At 72.6% G+C, this 20734-nt stretch carries 16 protein-coding genes, 1 tRNA gene and 1 pseudogene; 10 read left to right on the plus strand and 8 right to left on the minus strand.

The genetic code is table 11. The annotated features are described in order from the left end of the window. Window positions 1-151: 151 nt before the first annotated feature. Window positions 152-2704, minus strand: coding sequence for an ABC transporter permease (locus IF89_RS0126400; RefSeq protein ID WP_030773056.1), 2553 nt, complete (start codon window positions 2702-2704; stop codon window positions 152-154). A gap of 58 nt (window positions 2705-2762) precedes the next feature. Then, window positions 2763-3527 (minus strand): ABC transporter ATP-binding protein, encoded by a 765-nt coding sequence (locus IF89_RS0126405; RefSeq protein WP_107047363.1) that lies wholly within the window; start codon window positions 3525-3527, stop codon window positions 2763-2765. A gap of 456 nt (window positions 3528-3983) precedes the next feature. Here IF89_RS0126405 and IF89_RS0126410 point away from each other — a divergent pair. Both IF89_RS0126410 and IF89_RS0126415 read left to right on the plus strand, forming a co-directional pair. Next, window positions 3984-4065: transfer RNA gene (locus IF89_RS0126410), tRNA-Leu, on the plus strand. Window positions 4066-4234: 169 nt separating this feature from the next. Further along, a complete protein-coding gene (locus IF89_RS0126415; protein ID WP_030773071.1) occupies window positions 4235-5083 on the plus strand; it encodes a Bax inhibitor-1/YccA family membrane protein in 849 nt (282 codons plus the stop codon). Window positions 5084-5201: 118 nt separating this feature from the next. Here the strand turns inward: IF89_RS0126415 and IF89_RS0126420 are convergent, their stop codons facing one another. Next, window positions 5202-5432: a DUF4287 domain-containing protein gene (locus IF89_RS0126420; protein WP_030036969.1), complete on the minus strand. Its 231-nt coding sequence runs from the start codon at window positions 5430-5432 to the stop codon at window positions 5202-5204. A gap of 101 nt (window positions 5433-5533) precedes the next feature. Here IF89_RS0126420 and IF89_RS0126425 point away from each other — a divergent pair, with 101 nt between their 5' ends. Beyond that, window positions 5534-5881 (plus strand): hypothetical protein, encoded by a 348-nt coding sequence (locus tag IF89_RS0126425; protein WP_030773074.1) that lies wholly within the window; start codon window positions 5534-5536, stop codon window positions 5879-5881. Here the strand turns inward: IF89_RS0126425 and IF89_RS0126430 are convergent. The 3 genes and pseudogenes from IF89_RS0126430 to IF89_RS0126440 form a co-directional block, all read right to left on the minus strand. After that, window positions 5865-6683: a hypothetical protein gene (locus tag IF89_RS0126430; protein WP_030773076.1), complete on the minus strand. Its 819-nt coding sequence runs from the start codon at window positions 6681-6683 to the stop codon at window positions 5865-5867. The genes IF89_RS0126425 and IF89_RS0126430 overlap by 17 nt on opposite strands. 386 nt (window positions 6684-7069) lie before the next feature. Then, window positions 7070-8224 (minus strand): annotated as a pseudogene (locus tag IF89_RS0126435) (acetyl-CoA C-acetyltransferase); the annotation flags it as partial. A gap of 247 nt (window positions 8225-8471) precedes the next feature. Continuing rightward, entirely contained in the window at window positions 8472-9485 is a 1014-nt protein-coding gene (locus tag IF89_RS0126440; RefSeq protein WP_030773079.1) for an SGNH/GDSL hydrolase family protein, read from the minus strand. Window positions 9486-9613: 128 nt separating this feature from the next. Between IF89_RS0126440 and IF89_RS0126445 the strand changes: the two genes are divergently transcribed. After that, window positions 9614-10996, plus strand: a complete 1383-nt coding sequence (locus tag IF89_RS0126445) for a cystathionine beta-synthase (RefSeq protein ID WP_030773081.1) — start codon at window positions 9614-9616, stop codon at window positions 10994-10996. Window positions 10997-11352: 356 nt separating this feature from the next. On the opposite strand, the gene IF89_RS0126450 is transcribed toward IF89_RS0126445, so the two are convergent. Further along, window positions 11353-11736: a hypothetical protein gene (locus tag IF89_RS0126450; protein ID WP_030773084.1), complete on the minus strand. Its 384-nt coding sequence runs from the start codon at window positions 11734-11736 to the stop codon at window positions 11353-11355. 141 nt (window positions 11737-11877) lie between these two features. On the opposite strand from IF89_RS0126450, the gene IF89_RS0126455 reads away from it, so the two are divergent. Continuing rightward, window positions 11878-12720, plus strand: a complete 843-nt coding sequence (locus tag IF89_RS0126455; protein ID WP_030773087.1) for a MurR/RpiR family transcriptional regulator — start codon at window positions 11878-11880, stop codon at window positions 12718-12720. A 90-nt stretch (window positions 12721-12810) separates the two neighbouring features. On the opposite strand, the gene IF89_RS0126460 is transcribed toward IF89_RS0126455, so the two are convergent. Beyond that, a complete protein-coding gene (locus IF89_RS0126460; protein WP_051807659.1) occupies window positions 12811-14223 on the minus strand; it encodes a diaminopimelate decarboxylase in 1413 nt (470 codons plus the stop codon). 106 nt (window positions 14224-14329) lie between these two features. Between IF89_RS0126460 and hutU the strand changes: the two genes are divergently transcribed. The 5 genes from hutU (at window position 14330) to IF89_RS0126485 (ending at window position 20721) form a co-directional block, all read left to right on the plus strand. After that, window positions 14330-15994 (plus strand): urocanate hydratase, encoded by a 1665-nt coding sequence (hutU, locus tag IF89_RS0126465; protein ID WP_030773097.1) that lies wholly within the window; start codon window positions 14330-14332, stop codon window positions 15992-15994. A gap of 68 nt (window positions 15995-16062) precedes the next feature. After that, on the plus strand, window positions 16063-17253 hold the full coding sequence (locus tag IF89_RS0126470; RefSeq protein ID WP_030773101.1) for an allantoate amidohydrolase: 1191 nt from the start codon (window positions 16063-16065) through the stop codon (window positions 17251-17253). Next, the gene (locus IF89_RS0126475) at window positions 17244-18584 is read left to right on the plus strand and encodes a formimidoylglutamate deiminase (protein ID WP_030773104.1); all 1341 of its coding nucleotides are present in this window, start codon (window positions 17244-17246) and stop codon (window positions 18582-18584) included. The genes IF89_RS0126470 and IF89_RS0126475 overlap by 10 nt, the downstream gene beginning before the upstream one ends. Window positions 18585-18745: 161 nt before the next feature. Beyond that, complete coding sequence (gene hutI / locus IF89_RS0126480) at window positions 18746-19924, plus strand: imidazolonepropionase (RefSeq protein WP_030773107.1); 1179 nt, start codon at window positions 18746-18748, stop codon at window positions 19922-19924. Window positions 19925-20037: 113 nt separating this feature from the next. After that, the gene (locus IF89_RS0126485; RefSeq protein WP_030773110.1) at window positions 20038-20721 is read left to right on the plus strand and encodes an LPXTG cell wall anchor domain-containing protein; all 684 of its coding nucleotides are present in this window, start codon (window positions 20038-20040) and stop codon (window positions 20719-20721) included. The last annotated feature ends 13 nt before the right edge of the window (window positions 20722-20734 follow it).

Raw genomic sequence — 20734 nt, forward strand, 5'->3', positions numbered from 1 at the left:
CAGCTTGACGGGGCCCTGGGCCGTCCTCTTCTCCCGGATCTCGAAGTCCATCGCATACCCCCTGAACTGGGGTGTTGCGACGACCACTAGAACCTAGTTGTCGCCCCGGGGCCCTTCCCGTGTCCCTGGATCCGTGTCGTCCCCCGTGCCGCTACTCGGTCTTGATGGCGGTGAGCATGTTCAGCCGGGCGGCGCTGCGGGCCGGCCACATGGCGGCCAGTACGCCGACCACGGCGGCCAGCAGGAGGAAGATTCCGATCCGGTCCCACGGGAGGATCAGCTCGTAGCTGGGCATGGCCTTCGACAGCGTGGAGCCGACGGCCCAGGCGAGGAAGATGCCGATGCCGACGCCGAGGACGGCTCCGAAGAGCGAGATCACGACGGCTTCGAGGCGGATCATGTTCTTGACCCGGCTGCGGTCGAGGCCGATGGCCCGCAGCATGCCGATCTCCTGGGTCCGCTCGAAGACGGACATGGCCAGGGTGTTGACGACGCCGAGCACCGAGATGACCAGGGCCATGCCGAGCAGGCCGTACATGATGTTCAGCATCGTGTTGATCATGCCGCCCATCTCGTTGCGCATGTCCTGCTGGGTGGCGACGGTGATGGCCGGGTTCTTGCCGAGGGCGTCGACGACCTTCTGCTGGGCCGCCTCGGAGGCTCCGCCGTCGACGTTGACGTACACCTCGGGGATGTACATGTCCTCGCTGTGCTCGCTGAGGATCCTGTCGTCGATGACGTAGGGGGAGAGCAGGCCCTCCATGTCCTTGAAGACGGCGCCGACCTTGACGGACGCCTCCCGGCCGTCGTCGTGGGTCAGCTTGAGCGTCGTGCCGACGGTGAGGTTCTGCTTCTTGGCGGTCTTCTCCGCGACGGCGACCTCACCCCTGCCGAGGCTGTCGAGCGAGCCGCTGAGGACCTCGATGTTGAGGAGCTGCCCGATGGCGGCCGGGTTCACGCCGGAGGCGGCCCGGAAGTCGCCGTCGACGAGGAAGTAGCCGGCCGTCTGCGGGGACACCGCCTTGATCCCGGGGGCCTTGGCCAGGGTCTCGGCCACGGACTTGTCGAGGCTGCCCGCGTCGGAGGACATGGAGACCCGGTAGTCGGCCTTGAGCTTCTCGGTGCTCATGCGGTCGACGACCTTGCCGACGGTGATGCCGAGCACGGACAGCGTGGTGACGAGGGTCAGGCCGATCGCCAGGGAGGCGGCCGTGACGGCGGTGCGCCGCGGGTTGCGGACGGCGTTCTGGGCCGCCAGCTTGCCGGGGACGCCGAAGGCCTTCTGCAGCAGCGGGCGGACGGCGCCGATGACGGGCCGGGAGAGCAGCGGCAGCAGCACGATCATGCCGATCAGCATGAAGAACGCGCCGCCGCCCATGATCATGCGGCCGGTGTCGCCGCCCTTGGACACGCCCAGGAAGACCAGGCCGATGCCGAGGAGGCTGATGATCGACCCGAGGATGTTCCGGACGAGCAGGGACTTCGAGGTGGCCGGCAGGTGGGCGCTGCCCATGGCGGCGACGGGTGCGATCCGCCCGGTGCGCCAGGCCGGCAGCAGGGCGGCGACCGTGGTGACGACCACGCCGATGACGAGGGCGGCGACGACGGTGCCCGGGGCGATCACGGGGGCGCCGCCCGGCAGCTTCGCGCCGAGGGAGCCGATGACGGAGCGGATCCCGATGGCCAGGCCGACGCCGCCCAGCAGGCCGGCCGCGGCCGACAGGAAGCCGACGACGAGGGCCTCGGTGAGCACGGAGCGCATGACCTGGCCGCGGTTGGCGCCGACGGCGCGCAGCAGGGCCAGCTCCTTGGTGCGCTGGGTGACCAGCATGGTGAAGGTGTTGTAGATCAGGAAGATGCCGACGAAGAGCGAGATGCCGGCGAAGACGAGAAGCATCGTGCTGAGGTTGCTCAGGCCCTTCTCGATCTGCTTGGCCTGCTCAGCGGCGAGGGCCGCGCCGGTCTGCGCCTTGGTCGTCCTGCTGTCGAGCAGCGGCTTGATGTCGGCGAGCAGCTTGTCGGCGGAGGTGCCGTTCTTCGCGGCGACCGACAGCTCCTGGAAGTAGCCGGGCTTGAGGTAGAGCTCCTGGGCGACCTTCGTCTCGAAGAGGACCAGGCTGCCGCCGGCCTGGACGGCGCCGTCCTCGGTCGTGAAGACGCCGGCGAGGGTGTACTCCTTGACCGGGCCGTTGGTGGCGACGCGGACCTTGTCGCCGACCTTGTACCCGCCCTTGTCGGCGGTGGCCCGGTCCAGCGCCACCTCGTCGGCCTTGGCCGGGCCGGCGCCCTGCGTGAAGGCGTAGCGCGGGTCCTTGCCGTCCTTGACGGGCGTGTAGTTGGCGCCCTGGTTGGACCAGCCGGAGCCGATCAGCTTGCCGTCCTCGTCGCCCACGCCGGCGAAGCCGAAGACGCGCCCGCTGACGCTGTCCACGCCCGGGAGCGCCTTGATCCTGTCGAGGGTCTGCTGGCCGAGGCCGGGCTCGCCCTCCTTCTGGCCCTGCTCGTTGCGGCCCTGGCCGTAGGAGGTGACCGAGACGGCCACGCCCTCGTAGCTCTTGGCGGACTGGCCGGAGAGGGACTTCTTGAGGGTGTCGGTGAAGACGAGGGTGCCGGAGACGAAGGCGACGCCGAGGGTGACGGCGAGCACCGTCATCAGCAGCCGGGCCTTGTGCGCGAGGACGTTGCGCAGGGCGGTACGGAACATGGGGGATCTCAGTCCTGGGGCTGGAGGTCTGGAGGAAGGGCCGGGGCGGGACCCGGGATCAGCTGGTGCGGCCCTTGGCGTCGAAGGCCTTCATGCGGTCCAGCACGCCGTCGGCGGAGGGGCGCAGCATCTCGTCGACGATGCGGCCGTCGGCCAGGAAGATGACCCGGTCGGCGTAGGAGGCGGCGACGGGGTCGTGGGTGACCATCACGACGGTCTGGCCGAGCTCGCGCACGGAGTTGCGCAGGAAGCCGAGGACCTCTGCGCCGGAGCGGGAGTCCAGGTTTCCGGTCGGCTCGTCACCGAAGATGATCTCGGGGCGGGAGGCCAGGGCGCGGGCGACCGCCACGCGCTGCTGCTGGCCGCCGGACAGCTGGGTGGGGCGGTGGCCGAGGCGGCCGGAGAGGCCGACCATGTCCACCACGGTGTCGAGCCACTGCTTGTCGGGCTTGCGGCCCGCGATGTCCATGGGCAGGGTGATGTTCTCCAGCGCCGTCAGGGTGGGCAGCAGGTTGAAGGCCTGGAAGATGAAGCCGATCTTGTCCCGGCGCAGCTGGGTGAGCTGCTTGTCCTTGAGGGAGCCCAGCTCGGTGTCGCCGATGCGGACGGAGCCCGCCGAGAAGGTGTCCAGGCCGGCGACGCAGTGCATCAGGGTGGACTTGCCGGAGCCCGAGGGGCCCATGATCGCGGTGAACTGGCCCTGTCCGAAGTCCACGGAGACGTTGTCCAGGGCGACCACCTGGGTCTCGCCCTGGCCGTACACCTTGGAGAGGCCGGTGGCGCGGGCGGCCACGGCCTGGGCGGTGTGCGGGGCGTAGTTCATGGTGGTCACAGGACGGCTCCTCGATCGCTTGTGCGGGGACTCCTCCATCTTCACCGCGCCCCTACCTGCCGCGGATCAGCCGCCGTGACTGTTCGCGGGCCCCCTCCAGACTGACGGCGGGCGGGCCCGCCTCCTCCTCTGGTATGACACAGGAGAGGCGGACGGAGGAGGTGGCGGCCCTGGTCGCCGGGGCGGCGGGCGGAACCGGCCCGGGGTCGGCGGGGGTGGCGCGGGGGGTGGCGCAGGGGGGTGGCGCGGGCCATCGAAATCCCGTCATTCCCGTACAGGTGGTGATCGCCGTCCAGAACGGGCCGACCGCGCATTCTGGGGCCTGACGGACCCTCAAGCGCCAATAAAATCAGACAACATCGCATAGACGTCCGGTCGCCGGCCGGCGTCTTGCGGATAGGCTCGGCGCAGCGTTCAAGGCTTTTTCCACGGGGGCCGCCACGCCCTGCCCGGATGGTGGAATGCAGACACGGCGAGCTTAAACCTCGCTGGCCTTCGGGTCGTGCCGGTTCAAGTCCGGCTCCGGGCACTCCGTAGCTCCGGCGAGGTCCTCGTCGCGGTGGTGGCGCAGCTCCGAGGTTTATCTCCTGCGCTTCGCCATGCCTTCTCCTAAGATCCTCCTCCAGCAGTAGGGTGCTTTCTTTGCGAGCGCATTACTCTTGATGCAAGGCCGCGCTCGGTGGCCACGGAGGAGTGAGATGAGGAGCAGTAACCCGGTCTTCTCGCGACGGGGGTTCAGCCGCGACAACGGTGGCTACGCGGGCTTTGACGCGCAGCACCCGCAGGCCGGGACGAACCCGTACGCGACGAACCCCTATGCGACCGACCCGGCCACGGGTATGCCGCAGGCGCCGGCGCGCACCAACGCGATGACCATGGACGACGTCGTGAGCCGTACGGCCATGACGCTCGGCACGCTCATTGTGACGGCGACCCTCTCGTGGGTGCTGCTGCCGGTCGACCCGGCCAATCTCAAGACGTCGTACGCGATCGGCATCGGCGCCGCCCTGGTGGCGTTCGTCTTCGCGATGATCCAGTCGTTCAAGCAGAAGGCCGCCCCCGGCCTGATCCTGGCCTATGCGGCGTTCGAGGGCGTGTTCCTCGGCGTCATCAGCGCGGCCACCAGCACCTACTTCGGTGCCGGCGTGGTGATCCAGGCCGTGCTCGGCACGATGTGCGTCTTCGCGGCCGTGCTCTTCTCGTACAAGATGGGCTGGATCCGCGTCACCCGCCGCTTCTACGGCTTCGTGATGGCCGCGGCCCTGGGCTTCATCCTGCTCATGCTCGCGAACACGCTGTTCGCGGTCTTCGGCGGCGGTGACGGCCTCGGCTTCCGCAGCGGCGGCCTCGGCCTGCTGTTCGGCGCCATCGGCGTCATCCTCGGCGCCTGTTTCCTCGCCCTCGACTTCAAGCAGGTCGAGGACGGCGTGACGTACGGCGCCCCGCGCGAGGAGGCCTGGCTGGCCGCCTTCGGCCTCACCATGACCCTGGTGTGGATCTACATCGAGATGCTGCGCATCTTCCAGATCCTCTCCGGCGACGACTAGCAGGACCCGCGGGCCCTCGGGCCCGCGCGGACCGGCACTCGGCACGGGAAGGCCCCGCGAGCAGACGCTCGCGGGGCCTTCCCGTGTGTATGGGGGGCGACGGGGGTCGGGGGAGGGGTCAGCCGAACCGGCGGGCGGCGCGGCGCAGGTCGTACTCGTGGATGATCGCCTTGGCCTGGCCGTACGACAGCTCGTGTGCGCCGCGCAGCCAGCTGACCTTCTCCTCGAACCGGACGAGTGAGGGGCCCTCGTCGACGGTGCGGAGCCAGTCGGAGACCTCACGACCGGTGGTCAGGGGGATTCTGTCGATCATGTTGCGGTGGGTCTGCTCGGAGAACTCTACGGACATGGGCGCCTCCGGAGGTGTTGCCGTGCTGTTCTCTTCACGCCACCGTGCCGGAGAGTTCGCCCGTTGGCAATGGTGCCCGGGCGGCGCGTAAGGTCGGCCGGGTGCTGGATACTTCGCCCCTGAGCGCCGCCGTGGAACGTTTCGCCGACCGGCTGCGGGCCGCACCGCAGAGCCGCCTCCAGCAGGGCGCCGCCGCGGCGGCGCTGGAGCTGGCCCGCGAGCTCTCCGTACGGGCTCAGCGGCTGGAGGCGCCCGGACGGGTGCCGCGGGTGATGCCCGACGAGGGCCTCTTCGTCGTCGGCGACCAGGTGGCGGTGGCCGGGCTGGACCTCGCGGAGGCCCTGCGCGGCGGCGGGGCCGGTGCCGCGGACACGGCGAAGGCCCCGTCCGAGCTGCTGGACGAGGCCGTGTCGCTGGTGGAGCAGGCGGAGATCAGAGCGATGCGATGACGCGGTCCGCGAGGATGTAGACGTTGCTGTCCGGGTCCTCGGAGTCGCCGCAGGAGAAGGTCAGCGCGTAGGCGCCGGAGATCCCCGAGCCGCCCAGCAGGACCGGAGCCGTTCCCGAGCGCAGTGCCTCCGCGAGGCGCTCCGCGGTCTCCCGGTGCCCCGGGGTCATGCACAGCGTCGTGCCGTCGGTGAAGACGTACACGTCGAGTGTGCCCAGCGGGCCGGGTCGGACGTCCGCGAGGGCCGTACGGGCCTCCGCGAGCTCCTCCAGGCGGTTCACGGTGCGCTCGTGGTCCGCGCCGGGGTGCGAGGCCTGGACCGGTACGAAATCGGGGTGCGAGGGGTGGCGCCGGCGGGCGGCGGCCAGCTCGGCCGAGTCCTCCGGGTAGCCGGGCAGCTCGTCGAGGGCCTCCTCGCCCAGGACCGGCTCCAGGCCCACCAGGTCGGCCTGCCGGGGCAGGAAGACCGGGTTGTCCTCGCCGAGCCCCGACAGGCCGCCCAGCAGCGACGGCGCGTCCGCGGCGTCACGGGCCTCCTGCGCGGCCCAGAAGGCGCGCGCCTCGGCCAGCTCGCGCTCGCGCTCCTCGGCCAGGGCCTCGGCGACGGCGGCTCGTATCTCCGCGGCGGGCGACTCGGCGGCGGCGTTGCGGGCGTGCGGGACGGTCGCGGCCCGGGCGTGGACCGGCACCGCCAGCTCACTGCGCAGGGCGGTGACCTGCTTGCGCAGACCGTGGACGGCGTGCAGAGCAGCAGCGCCCACGGCCGTGGCAGCGGCCGTGGTCAGCAGCAGGGCAAGAGACATGGCGCTCACTGACTAACTCCTGAGGTGATTCGATCCCCCGACTTCCTACATCAGAGTGTCCCGGCCTGGGAATGGCGTGCAGTGCATTACGTCACGAAATGGACAGGGCCTTCGTCACACCATTCACTCCTGTGCAGTGGCTGACCTGCGTAAACACCGATCCCCCAGGACATAGGTCACATCCTGGGGGAGATTCGGTCACAGGTCGGCCGCGGCGGGATTAGAACCGGCGTCAGTACGGCCCCCGACCCCTAGGGGCGCCTGCCCCCTTCCTTGATCGGGTGATCGGAGGGTCACCCTCCGCTCCGGCTCGGCTCAGCCGCTCGTGCGTGTGGTCGCGCTGGGCTTCGCCACCGCTGCGGGCAGGTGCCGTGCTCGTTCCTCGCGAACTGCTTGTCGTGGAACTGCAGGCTGTTGATCAGGGTGCCGGTCAGGCGGGCGCCGGTCATCCCGAAGGGGTGACCCACGGCGATGGCCCCGCCGTTGACGTTCAGCTTCTCCAGCGGGATCTCCAGGTCCCGGTACGACGGGATGACCTGGGCCGCGAAGGCCTCGTTGATCTCGAAGAGGTCGATGTCGCCGACCGTCAGGCCGGCCCGCTTCAGGGCCTGCTTCGACGCCTCGACCGGGCCCAGGCCCATGATCTCGGGGGAGAGGCCCGTGACGCCGGTGGAGACGATCCGGGCCAGCGGGGTCAGGCCCAGCTCCCGGGCCTTGGTGTCGCTCATGATGACCAGCGCGGCGGCGCCGTCGTTCAGCGGACAGCAGTTGCCCGCGGTGACCAGGCCGTCGGGACGGAAGACCGGCTTGAGGCCCTGCACGCCCTCCAGGGTCACACCGGCACGCGGGCCGTCGTCGGTGGAGACGACGGTGCCGTCCGGAGTGGTGACCGGGGTGATCTCCCGGGCCCAGAAGCCGTTCTTGATGGCCTCCTCGGCCAGGTTCTGGGAACGGACGCCGAACTCGTCCATGTCCTGCCGGGTCACGCCCTTCAGACGCGCCAGGTTCTCCGCGGTCTGCCCCATCGCGATGTACGCGTCCGGGACCAGGCCGTCCTCACGCGGGTCGTGCCAGGACGAGCCCTCGCTCTGCGCGACGGCCGCGGTGCGGGCCTCCGCGTCGGCGAAGAACGGGTTGTGGGTGTCCGGCAGACCGTCCGAGGAACCCTTCACGGACCGCGAGACCATCTCGACGCCCGCGGAGATGAAGACATCGCCCTCGCCCGCCTTGATGGCGTGCAGCGCCATGCGGGAGGTCTGCAGCGACGAGGAGCAGTAGCGGGTGATGGTGGCGCCCGGCAGGAAGTCCATGCCCATCTGCACCGCCACGATGCGGGCCAGGTTGTGGCCCTGCTCGCCGCCCGGCAGACCGCAGCCCAGCATCAGGTCGTCGATGTCGCGCGGGTCCAGCTCGGGGACCTTGGCCAGGGCGGCCTGGACGATCGTCGCGGTCAGGTCGTCCGGGCGGACGTCCTTGAGGGACCCCTTGAAGGCGCGCCCGATGGGAGAGCGGGCGGTGGAAACGATGACGGCTTCGGGCATCGGGACTCCAAGGGGTGCGTCGTTGCGGGACCGGATGCGAAGTTACCGCCCCGTACGGTCGAGGTCACCGGCCTGGGGGTGTGATGCCGGTCGCTCCGACCGGGCCGGACGGCCGGGGCGTCCGCACCCCCAAGGATGCGCCACCCCGGCCGGTGGGGGGCCCGCGCCGACCGGGGCGGACCCGGCGAGAGCAGCGCCGGCCGCCGCAGGGCCCCCGCCGGGCGGACCGGACGGTGCGGACGGCCCCCTACGGCGCCAGCTCCGCCGCGTCCGGGGCCGCCGGCGCCGGGTCCTCGCCCGGCACGCGCCGCCGGCGGCGGTGCTTGAGCAGTACCCACGGGCCGCGGGCCGCGGTGACCTCCGTACCCGCCTGCCCGGCGGCCGCCGACGCGGCCTTCGCCACCGGCAGGATGTCCTCGTCGCGCGACACGTCCAGCCGGTCCGACTCCGGCCACAGCGCCAGCGCCGCGCACAGCGTCGGCAGCACGGCCATGGCGGCCGTCGCGTACCCCTCCGCCGAGGGGTGGTAGGAGTCGGGGCCGAACATCTCGCGCGGGTTCGCGGCGAACTCCGGGCCCAGCAGGTCTCCCATCGAGACCGTACGGGCGCCCAGCGCGACCACCCCTATGGTCTGCGCGGCGGCCAGCTGCCGGGACACGCGCCGCGCCAGCCAGCGCAGCGGCTGGTAGACCGGCTCGATCGTCCCCAGGTCCGGGCAGGTGCCCACGACCACCTCGGAGCCCGCCAGCCGCAGCCGGCGCACCGCCGACGTCAGCAGCCGCACCGACTGGGTCGGCGGCATCCGGCGCGTCACGTCGTTCGCGCCGATCATGATCACGCAGACGTCGGGCGGGGGCGCGTCCCGGTCCAGCAGCAGCCCCACCTGGCGGTCCAGGTCGTCCGACATGGCACCCGACAGGGCCACGTTGCGCAGCTCCACCGGCCGCTCCGCGACCGCGGCCAGCCCGGAGGCCAGCAGCGCGGCCGGCGTCTGGCGGGCCCGCCGCACCCCGAGACCCGCGGCCGTGGAATCACCCAGCATGCCCAACCGCAGCGGCTCGGGGCCCCCCGGGCCGCCGAACTCGCTCCCGTACAGCCCGTCGGCGCGCGGCGGGTCCGGCAGCCCGGACCCCACCGTGCGCTTGGCGAACTGCATCTCCGCCAATATCAGCCCGACCGCGGCGGCCCCCACGAGTCCGATGCCGCCGCCGCCGTACGCCGCCCCCGCCGCGATGCGGCGGGCTGTTCGCGCCCTGGACACCTTTCAGGCCACCTCCTCGGTCCTCATTGACCCCTACCTGCCCCGTACACACGGTCGGCCAATCCCTTTCGGCATACCCTGGCCGTGCCTCCCGGAGAACCCGTGGAGTCCCCTCCTTGGAGAACATGGTGCAATTCCACGATTCGATGATCAGCCTCGTCGGCAACACCCCGCTGGTGAAGCTCAACCGTGTGACCGAAGGCCTGCAGGCCACCGTCCTTGCGAAGGTCGAGTACTTCAATCCCGGCGGATCCGTGAAGGACCGGATCGCCGTACGGATGATCGAGGCCGCCGAGCAGAGCGGAGCCCTCAAGCCCGGCGGCACCATCGTGGAGCCGACCAGCGGCAACACGGGCGTAGGACTCGCCATCGTGGCCCAGCAGAAGGGCTACAAGTGCATCTTCGTCTGCCCTGACAAGGTGTCCATGGACAAGATCAACGTGCTGCGCGCCTACGGCGCCGACGTGGTCGTCTGCCCGACCGCCGTCGACCCCGAGCACCCGGACTCGTACTACAACGTGTCCGACCGCCTCGTGCGCGAGACCCCGGGCGCCTGGAAGCCCGACCAGTACAGCAACCCGAACAACCCCCGTTCGCACTACGAGACCACCGGTCCGGAGCTGTGGGAGCAGACGGACGGGAAGATCACCCACTTCGTCGCCGGCGTCGGCACGGGCGGCACGATCTCCGGCACCGGCAACTACCTCAAGGAGGTCAGCGGCGGGAAGGTCAGGGTCATCGGCGCCGACCCCGAGGGCTCGGTCTACTCCGGCGGCTCCGGCCGCCCCTACCTCGTCGAGGGCGTCGGCGAGGACTTCTGGCCGACCGCCTACGACCCGAACGTCACCGACGAGATCATCGCGGTGTCCGACAAGGACTCCTTCCAGATGACCCGTCGGCTGGCGAAGGAGGAGGGCCTCCTCGTCGGCGGCTCCTGCGGCATGGCCGTCGTGGCCGCGCTGAAGGCCGCCGAGGGGCTCGGCCCGGACGACGTCGTCGTCGTCCTGCTGCCGGACAGCGGCCGCGGCTACATGAGCAAGATCTTCAGCGACGAGTGGATGGCGGGACACGGCTTCCTGGAGGAGGCCGGACCGTCCGCCCGCATCGGCGACGTGCTGAACGACAAGGAGGGCGGCATCCCCTCCCTCGTCCACATGCACCCCGAGGAGACCGTCGGCGAGGCCATCGAGGTCCTGCGCGAGTACGGCGTCTCCCAGATGCCGATCGTCAAGCCGGGCGCCGGCCACCCCGACGTGATGGCGGCCGAGGTCATCGGCTCCGTCGTCGAGAAGGAACTGCTCGCCGCGCTGTTCGCGCAGCGCGCCGCGCTCTCCGACCCGCTGGAGAAGCACATGAGCTCGCCGCTGCCGCAGGTCGGCTCGGGCGAGCCGGTGTCCGAGCTGATGGCGGTGCTCGGCGAGGCCGACGCGGCGATCGTGCTGGTCGAGGGCAAGCCCACCGGTGTGGTGAGCCGCCAGGACCTCCTCGCCTTCCTGGCGAAGACGAAGTAGCGGTGGGGCGGCATGTCCCGGCCGTCGCGCAAACGGTACGGGCCGGACACGTGACAGCAGCACGGCCTTAACACGACTCCGGCACAGTGGTGGTCGTCGGCAGGGAACCGGGGAACCGGGCCCGGCCGGCACCACCGACGGTGTTCGCGCACCCCCCGGAGCGGCTCCCGGACACGCGAGCACCACGGACGCGGACGGCCCTGACCCGGCCGTGTCCTTCGCGGGGACCGCCGTCGTCCCGCCCCTCGATCGAGGGTGCGGCGGTCCCCGCGCACACCCTTCTCCGGCGTTCCGTCCGCCTCCGCCCCCGTATCGGGGGCCGGGCCGGCGGCGCGGCGGGCGAGCGGCGGCAGGGGTCAGGCCGGGGAGTCCGGCCGGGGGCGCCGCAGGCGGGCGGCGTGGACGAGGTTCACCCCCAGCACCCCGACCCAGGCCACCACCAGCCCCTTGAAGCCCTCCTGTGCGGCACCGATCGCCGACAGCGGGACGGCCAGGACCAGGGTGATGATCGCGAAGCCGAAGCGTTCGCCGAAGTTCCCCTCCGCCGGGTCGCCCCCGGCGTAGCGGCCGTCGCCGCGTGCCGCGGCCAGCCGTTCCTCGGCGAGCCGGCGCCGCAGCTGGGTGTCGACCTTCTCGACGAACGAGTCCACCAGCGCGGCCTCGTACTCCGGGCCCAGCTCCCGCCGGGCCTTCAGCGTCGCGTCGAGTTCCTTCTTGAGCTCTGGGGCGTGGGTGTCCATGGCCCCACCGTAGGAAGCGCCGCCGCCCCCGACACTGGGGCTGTCCCCCCTATCCGCATCGCGGGCACCGGCTTGCCCCGCTGCATAACCCCATGCAGAGTGCTCCGTGACTGAATGGACCAGCGGGACGGAGGGGACGGCATGAGCGACAGCCCGGCGGCGCGGCTCCAGGCGCTGTTCGAGGGGCACCGGCTGACGCCGACCCAGCGGCGGATCGCGCACTGCATGGTGCGCGGCGCGGCGGAGGTGCCCTTCCTGTCGAGCGTCGAGCTCGCCGAGCTGGCAGGGGTGAGCCAGCCGTCGGTGACCCGCTTCGCCGTGGCGCTCGGCTTCGACGGCTACCCCGCACTGCGCAGGCACCTGCGCGAGGTGGCCCCGGCCGAGCGGGCCTCCGCCGCGCCCGAGGACCCGTCCAACGAGTACCAGCAGGCCGTCCTCGGCGAGATCGAGAACCTGCGCCGGCTCGCCGAGATGCTGGCCGACCCCGCGCCGGTCGAGGAGGCGGGCCGGCTGCTCGCCGCGTCGACCCCGCTGCCGGTGTTGGGGCTGCGGGCGGCGTCCTCGCAGGCGCGCGGCTTCGCGTACTTCGCGGCCAAGGTCCATCCGGACGTACGGCTTCTCGACGAGGGCGGCTCGATGATGGAGGACCGCATCGACGCGGCCCTCTACGAGGGCGCCACGGCCCTGCTGTGCTTCGCCCTGCCCCGGTACCCCCGGGAGGTCGTGGACACACTGGAACGGGCGCGCACGGCCGGGCTGACCGTGGTGACGGTCGCGGACTCGGCCTTCGCCCCGGTCGCCCGCCACTCGGACCTGCTGATCCCGGCCCCGGTCGGCACGGGACTGGCCTTCGACACGGCATGCGCGCCGATGCTGCTGGGCCGGGTCCTGCTGGAGGCCATGGCGGACGCGCTGCCGGACGCCCAGGCCCGTCTGGAGGCCTTCGACACCCGCGCGGCGGCCCGCGGCCTGTTCGTGGAGTGAGCCTCAGCGGTGGCTGAGCTCCGCCGGCCCGGTGTCGCCTCCCAACTGCTCGGCCTGGCCCCGACCGCTACGTGCTGCGGCTGCCCGCGGTCACCGCGCCGGCCCCGGACGGCCTGATCGTGGGCCTGGCGGTGGGTCTGGCGGCCCCCCCTGGAGCAGGGCGTCCCGCAGCGCGCCGCCGGCCTCCGCCACGATGTCGGCGGGTCGCTGCGCGGGCCTGGCGAGGCGGAAGCGGACCCTGCCGGAGGAGGTCACCGTGAAACCGTGGACGGCCGGGCGCGGCAGGCTGTTGTAGCCGTAGTGCGCCGTGAAGAAGTACGCGCCGGTGTCCGGTACGCCGATCAGGTCGCCGGGGGCGAGCAGCGGCAGCTCGCGGGCCGCGGCGAGCAGGTCCCCGGCGAAGCAGGCCGGACCCGCGACGTCCTGCGCCACCGCCGGGCCCGTCCTCGGGGCGCCCTGCGCGTCGTACGGCAGGATCCGCACGGGCCAGGCGGCCGGGGCGTACGCGGTGCGGGTGGCCAGCTGGACGCCGGCGTGGGTGAGCGCGATCGGCCGGGAGCCGCTGCGCTTGGTGTACTCCACCCGGGCCAGCACCAGCCCGTGCTTGGCGAGCAGGGACCGGCCGAACTCGGTGACCAGGCCGTAGGAGCCGTCGAAGAGCGCCGGGACGGCCCCGCGCAGCGCGGCGACGTACTGGGCGTACGTCGGGACCGCCTCGTCCGAGGCGAAGTTCACCGGCAGGCCGCCGCCGATGTCGAGGGTGTCGATCCGGCGGTGTCCGGCCGCCGCGTTGATCTCCTCGGCCAGTGCATGCAGTTCCCGTACGCCCTCCGCGAGCAGTTCCAGGGGGACGCCCTGCGAGCCCGAGTGGACGTGCAGGCGGGTCAGCCACGGGCGGTCCAGGAAGGCCCGGACGAGCCACTCGCGCGCCCCGGGATCGCGCAGGGCGACGCCGAACTTCGAGGTGGACGTCGCCGTGGAAAGGGCGTCGATGGCGCCCGCGCCGGTCTGCGGATTGACCCGGACGCCGATCGGGGACGCGGTCCGCGCCCCGGCGACGAGCGCGTCGAGGCGCTCCAGCTCCTGCCGGTTGTCGGCGTTGACGGCGATCCCCAGGGCCAGCGCCCCGCGCAGCTCGGCCGTCGTCTTGGCGGGGGAGTCCAGGACCGTGCGGGCCGCGGGCACGCCCGCCGCCCGGGCCAGGGCCAGCTCGCCGGGGCTGGCCACCTCGCAGCCCAGACCGGCCGCCGCGAGCAGCCGCAGCACGGGCACCAGCGGCGCGGCCTTGACGGCGAAGGCGTGCAGGACGGGCGTTCCCGGGGCCAGGGCCCCGGCGAAGGCCGCGGTCAGGGCGGCCGCGGAGGCCCGGATCCCGTCGGTGTCCAGCAGGCAGACCAGGGGCTCGCCGGCATCGGCCCCGCCCACCAGCCCCTGCTCGACCGCGGCCCGTACGACCCGGTCCCGGCGCTCGGCGGCGCCCTCGCCCTCCGTGTCTGCGGCCATGTCCGCCATCCCATCACCCGAAGGGGCCGCCCGCAGCTGTTGACTGAATCTATTCAGGGCGCGAGGATGTGAATGGAATCATCAACATCGGAGGAGGCACCCCGCCATGTCAGGACCCCGCCCCGTACGCGCCGCGCGCGGCACCGAGCTCAGCGCCCTGGGATGGCAGCAGGAGGCCGCTCTGCGGATGCTCCAGAACAACCTCGACCCCGAGGTCGCCGAGCACCCCGACAAGCTCGTCGTCTACGGCGGCACCGGCAAGGCCGCCCGCGACTGGCGCTCGTACGACGCGATGGTCCGCACCCTGCGCACGCTGAAGCAGGACGAGACGATGCTCGTCCAGTCCGGCCGCCCGGTCGGCGTGATGCAGACCCACGAGTGGGCGCCCCGCGTGCTCCTCGCCAACTCCAACCTGGTCGGCGACTGGGCCAACTGGGAGGAGTTCCGCCGCCTGGAGCACCTGGGCCTGACCATGTACGGCCAGATGACGGCCGGTTCGTGGATCTACATCGGCACGCAGGGCATCCTCCAGGGCACCTACGAGACCTTCGCGGCCGTCGCCGCGAAGAAGTTCGGCGGCACCCTCGCCGGCACCATCACCCTGACCGCCGGCCTCGGCGGCATGGGCGGCGCCCAGCCGCTGGCCGTCACCATGAACGACGGCGTCGCGATCTGCATCGACGTCGACCCGCGCGCCATCGAGCGCCGCATCGAGCACCGCTACCTGGATGTCAAGGCCGACGACCTGCGCCACGCCCTCCAGCTGGCGGTCGAGGCCCGTGACGCCCGCAAGCCGCTCTCCATCGGCCTGCTCGGCAACGCCGCCGAGCTGCTCCCGCAGATGCTCGCCGAGGGCGCCCCGATCGACATCGTGACCGACCAGACCTCGGCGCACGACCCGCTGGCGTACCTGCCCGTCGGCGTCGACTTCGACGACATGGCCTCCTCCGCGGCCAAGGACCCGGCCGGCTTCACCACCCGGGCCCGTGAGTCCATGGCCCGGCACGTCGAGGCCATGGTCGGCTTCATGGACGCCGGCGCCGAGGTCTTCGACTACGGCAACTCCATCCGCGGCGAGGCCCAGCTCGCCGGCTACGACCGGGCGTTCGCCTTCCCCGGCTTCGTCCCGGCCTACATCCGCCCGCTCTTCTGCGAGGGCAAGGGCCCCTTCCGCTGGGCCGCCCTGTCCGGCGAGGCCTCGGACATCCACAAGACCGACCAGGCCATGCTGGAGCTCTTCCCGGAGAACGAGTCCCTGCACCGCTGGATCAAGATGGCCGGCGAGCGCGTCCACTTCCAGGGCCTGCCCGCGCGCATCTGCTGGCTCGGCTACGGCGAGCGCGACAAGGCGGGCGAGCGCTTCAACGACATGGTCGCCTCCGGCGAGCTGGCCGCCCCGCTCGCCATCGGCCGCGACCACCTCGACTGCGGCTCCGTCGCCTCCCCCTACCGCGAGACCGAGGCCATGCTCGACGGCTCCGACGCCATCGCCGACTGGCCGCTGCTCAACGCCATGGTCAACGTCGCCTCCGGCGCCTCCTGGGTCTCCCTCCACCACGGCGGCGGCGTCGGCATGGGCCGCTCCATCCACGCGGGCCAGGTCACCGTCGCCGACGGCACCCCGCTGGCCGGCGAGAAGATCCGCCGTGTCCTGACCAACGACCCGGGCATGGGCGTCATCCGCCACGTCGACGCCGGCTACGACATCGCCGAGACGGTCGCCGACGACCGCGGCGTCCGCGTCCCGATGCGCGAGGGCGACGAGGCGTGAGCGGGGCCGCATCGACGCCCGCGGCCGGACCGGCCGCGGGCTCCGGCGGGGCGCCGTCGTTCCACGCCATGTGGGCCGACCTCGCGCCCGTCGGCCGCAACGCCGACACCGGCGGCTACCGCCGCTACGCCTGGACCGGCGCCGACGCCGACTGCCGCACCTGGTTCCAGGAGCAGGCCGAGGCGCGCGGGCTCACCTACGAGACCGACCGCAACGGCAACCAGTGGGCCTGGCTCGGCGACCCGCTCGCCGGGGACGCCGTCGTCACCGGCTCCCACCTGGACTCCGTCCCCGACGGCGGGGCCTTCGACGGCCCCCTCGGCGTAGTGTCCTCCTTCGCCGCCCTGGACGAGCTGCGCAGGAGGGGCGCGCAGTTCTCCAGGCCGCTGGCCGTCACCAACTTCGGCGACGAGGAAGGCGCCCGCTTCGGCCTCGCCTGCGTCGGCTCCCGGCTCACCGCCGGGCAGCTGACCAAGGAGAAGGCGTACGAGCTGCGCGACGCCGACGGCATCAGCCTGCCGCAGGCCATGGAGGCCGCCGGACACGACCCCGCGGCCATCGGGGCCGACCCCGAACGGCTGGGCCGCATCGGCGCCTTCGTCGAACTGCACGTGGAACAGGGCCGCGCCCTGGACCTGTCCGGCGACCGGGTCGGCATCGCCTCCGCGATCTGGCCGCACGGCCGCTGGCGGTTCGACTTCCGCGGCGAGGCCAACCACGCCGGCACCACCCGCCTCGTGGACCGGCACGACCCGATGCTGACGTACGCGGCGACCGTACTGGCCGCCCGTACCGAGGCGGCCCTCGCCGGCGCCGTCGCCACCTTCGGCAAGATCTCCGTCGAGCCCAACGGGGTCAACGCCATCGCGTCGCTCGTGCGCGGCTGGCTCGACTCCCGCGCCGCCGACCAGGCCACCCTCGACACCGTCGTCACCGCCATCGAGAAGGCGGCCCGCGAGCGCGCCGAGCAGGACGGCATCGACCTCACGGTCGTCCGGGAGTCCTTCACCCCGGTCGTCGAGTTCGAGCACGCCCTGCGCGACGAGATGAACCGGATCCTGGGCGGCTCCGTCCCCGTCCTGGGAACCGGGGCGGGACACGACGCGGGGATCCTCTCCGCCGCCGTCCCGACCGCGATGCTGTTCGTACGGAACCCGACCGGCGTCTCGCACTCCCCGCGCGAGTTCGCCGCCGAGGACGACTGCGTGGCCGGCGTCCTCGCCCTCGCCGACGTACTGGAAGGCCTGGCATGTCGCTGACGACGTACTGGCTGGAGCACGCCTGGCTCGGCACCCATGTCGAGCCGGGCGTCGCCCTGGAGGTGTCCGCCGAGGGGCGGGTCGCCGCCCTGCGCACCGGCACCGACACGCCGCCGCCCGGGGCGGAGATCCTGCGCGGCCTGACCCTCCCGGGGCTCGCGAACGCGCACAGCCACGCCTTCCACCGGGCGCTGCGCGGCGCCGTCCAGGTCGGCTCCGGCACCTTCTGGACCTGGCGCGAGCTGATGTACCGGGCCGCCCAGAACCTCACCCCCGAGACCTACTTCGCGCTGGCCCGCGCCGTGTACGCCGAGATGGCCCTGGCCGGCATCACGAACGTGGGCGAGTTCCACTACGTCCACCACGCGCCCGGCGGCACCCCGTACGCCGACCCCAACGCCATGGGCGAGGCCCTGATCGAGGCCGCCGCCGCGGCCGGCATCCGGATCACCCTGCTGGACACCGCCTACCTCTCGTCCGGTTTCGGCGAACCCCCCAACGCCCACCAGCAGCGCTTCTCGGACGGCAGCGCCGACGCCTGGGCGGAGCGCGTCAGCGCCCTGAAGCCGCGCGAGCACGCCCTGATCGGGGCCGCCGTCCACTCGGTGCGGGCCGTGCCCGCGGACCAACTGGCCACCGTCGCCCGCTGGGCCGAGGAGCGGCGGGCGCCGCTGCACGTCCACCTCTCCGAGCAGACCGCCGAGAACGACGCCTGCCGGGCCGCCCACGGCCGCACGCCCACGCAGCTGCTGGCCGACCACGGGGTGCTCGGACCGCGCACCACCGGCGTCCACAACACGCACCTCACGGACCCGGACATCGCCCTGCTCGGCGGCACCGGCACCGGCACCTGCATGTGCCCCACGACCGAACGCGACCTCGCCGACGGCATCGGCCCGGCCACCCGGCTCCAGCAGGCCGGCAGCCCGCTGTCGCTGGGCAGCGACAGCCACGCCGTCATCGACCTGCTCGAAGAGGCCCGCGCCATGGAGCTGAACGAGCGGCTGCGCAGCCGTACGCGGGGCCACTGGACGGCGAACGCGCTGCTGACCGCCGCCACCGGGGACGGGCACGCGGCGCTGGGCCTGGCCGACGCCGGCCGCCTGGAGGCGGGCGCGCTCGCGGACTTCACCACCCTCGCCCTGGACTCCGTGCGCACGGCCGGTCCGCTGCCGCGGCTCGGTGCCGAGACCGCCGTCTTCGCCGCCACCGCCGCGGACGTCCGCCACACGGTGGTCGGCGGCCGGCACGTCGTCCGCGACGGCCACCACACCCTGGTCGCCGACGTCCCGTCCGCCCTGTCCGAAGCGATCGCGGCCCTCCGCGCCTGACCCTGCCGCCCGCGGCGGGCTTTCCCCCACCCCGCCCCTTCCCGAAACCGGGCTCCGCCCGGGCCCGGTCCTCGAACGCCGGACGGGCTGGAGAATCCAGTCTCGCCGGCGTTCGAGGCGCGGGGTCCGGGGCGGAGCCCCGGGGCTCTGAGAGGAACCCAGTGACCACCACGGCCATCACGAACATCGGCAGCCTCGTCACCAACGACCCCGCCGTCGGCGACGGCAGCCCCCTCGGCCTGATCGAGAACGCCGCCGTCGTCATCGACGCCGACACCATCGCCTGGGTCGGCCCGGCCACCCGGGTCCCGGCCGCGGACGAAAGCTTCGACGCGGCCGGCCGCGCCCTGATCCCCGGCTTCGTCGACAGCCACAGCCACCTCGTCTTCGCCGGCGACCGCACCCAGGAGTTCAACGCCCGGATGTCCGGCCGCGCCTACTCCGCCGGCGGCATCCGCACCACGGTGGCCGCCACCCGCGCCGCCTCCGACGCCGCACTGGAGGCGAACCTCGTCCGCCACCTCGACGAGGCACGCCGCCAGGGCACCACCACCTTCGAGACCAAGTCCGGTTACGGCCTCACCGTCGCCGACGAGGCCCGCGCCCTGCGGATCGCCGCCGCGCACACCGACGAGGTCACCTACCTCGGCGCGCACATCGTCTCCCCGGACTACGCCGAGGACCCGGCCGGCTACGTCGACCTCGTCACCGGCGAGATGCTCGCCGCCTGCGCCCCGTACGCCCGCTGGGTCGACGTCTTCTGCGAGAAGGGCGCCTTCGACGGCGACCAGGCCCGCGCCGTCCTCACCGCCGGCGCCGCCGCCGGGCTGATCCCGCGCGTCCACGCCAACCAGCTCTCCCACGGGCCCGGCGTGCAGCTCGCCGTCGAGCTGGAGGCCGCCTCCGCCGACCACTGCACCCACCTCACCGACGCCGACGTCGACGCCCTCGCCCAGGCGGCGGGCACCACCGTCGCCACCCTCCTGCCCGGCGCCGAGTTCTCCACCCGCGCCCAGTGGCCCGACGCCCGGCGCCTGATCGACGCGGGCGCGACCGTCGCCCTGTCCACGGACTGCAACCCGGGCTCCTCCTACACCAGTTCCATGCCGTTCTGCATCGCGCTCGCCGTGCGTGACATGCGGATGACCCCCGACGAGGCCCTCTGGTCGGCCACCGCCGGCGGCGCCCGCGCCCTGCGCCGTACGGACATCGGTGTCCTGACCCCGGGAGCCCGCGCCGACCTCGCCCAGCTGGACGCCCCCAGCCATGTCCACCTGGCCTACCGGCCGGGCGTGCCGCTCGTCTCCGCGGTGTGGCGCAAGGGCGTCCGCGCCCACTGACGAAGCGCCGATCCGGGCCTGTCCTTTGTCTTCCCTCCGCAAGGCCCCGGGCGTACCTTGAGCCACCCATCTGATGTGTCGTCAGGAATTCGTGGCTCGAGGGGAAGACGAAGGTGTCCGACCGCATACGCTCCACCGCGCTCGCGCTGGCCTCCGCGCTGGCCGGATCGGCGGTACTGATCACCGCCCCCGCAGCCCACGCCGCCGTCGTCGACGTGGCCTACGACTGCAAGACCCCGATCGGGGACAAGTCGGCGGTGTCGCCCATCGACATCAAGGCCGTCAAGGAGGGCGACGGCTACAAGCTGACGATGTCCTTCCAGAAGGGCGTCTCCTCCAGCCCCATCGAGCTCGGCAAGGGCGCGATGAGTCCCGGCGCGGTGATCGTCGTCGGCGGCGCCGAGAAGGCGTCTGTACCGGTGTCCGGCCCGCCCAACGCCGAGGCCGTGCCCCCCGACACCCCGATCAGGATCACCGACCTCTCGGGCACCTACACCCCGAAGAAGACCGGCAGGGTCACCTTCACCGCCGGTGTGCTGACCATCAAGGCGATGGGCACCACGACCACCTGCACCCCCGGGAACAGCCCCGGTCCCTCGCTGGAACTGGACGTCACCGCGGCCGGCGGGGGCGGCGCATCCGGCACGCCGGGCGGCGACGCACCGCCCGACACCCTCCCCCAGACCGGGCCCACCGACTCCGCCCTCGCCCTCGGCACCCTCGGCGGCACCGTGCTGCTCACCGGCGCGGCCGGCGTGCTCTGGCTGACCCGGCGCGGCCGGCGGGCCCCTTCCTGAACGGAGCGCCCCC

This window comes from Streptomyces sp. NRRL F-2664 (genome assembly GCF_000719345.1).
Lineage (GTDB): Bacteria > Actinomycetota > Actinomycetes > Streptomycetales > Streptomycetaceae > Streptomyces.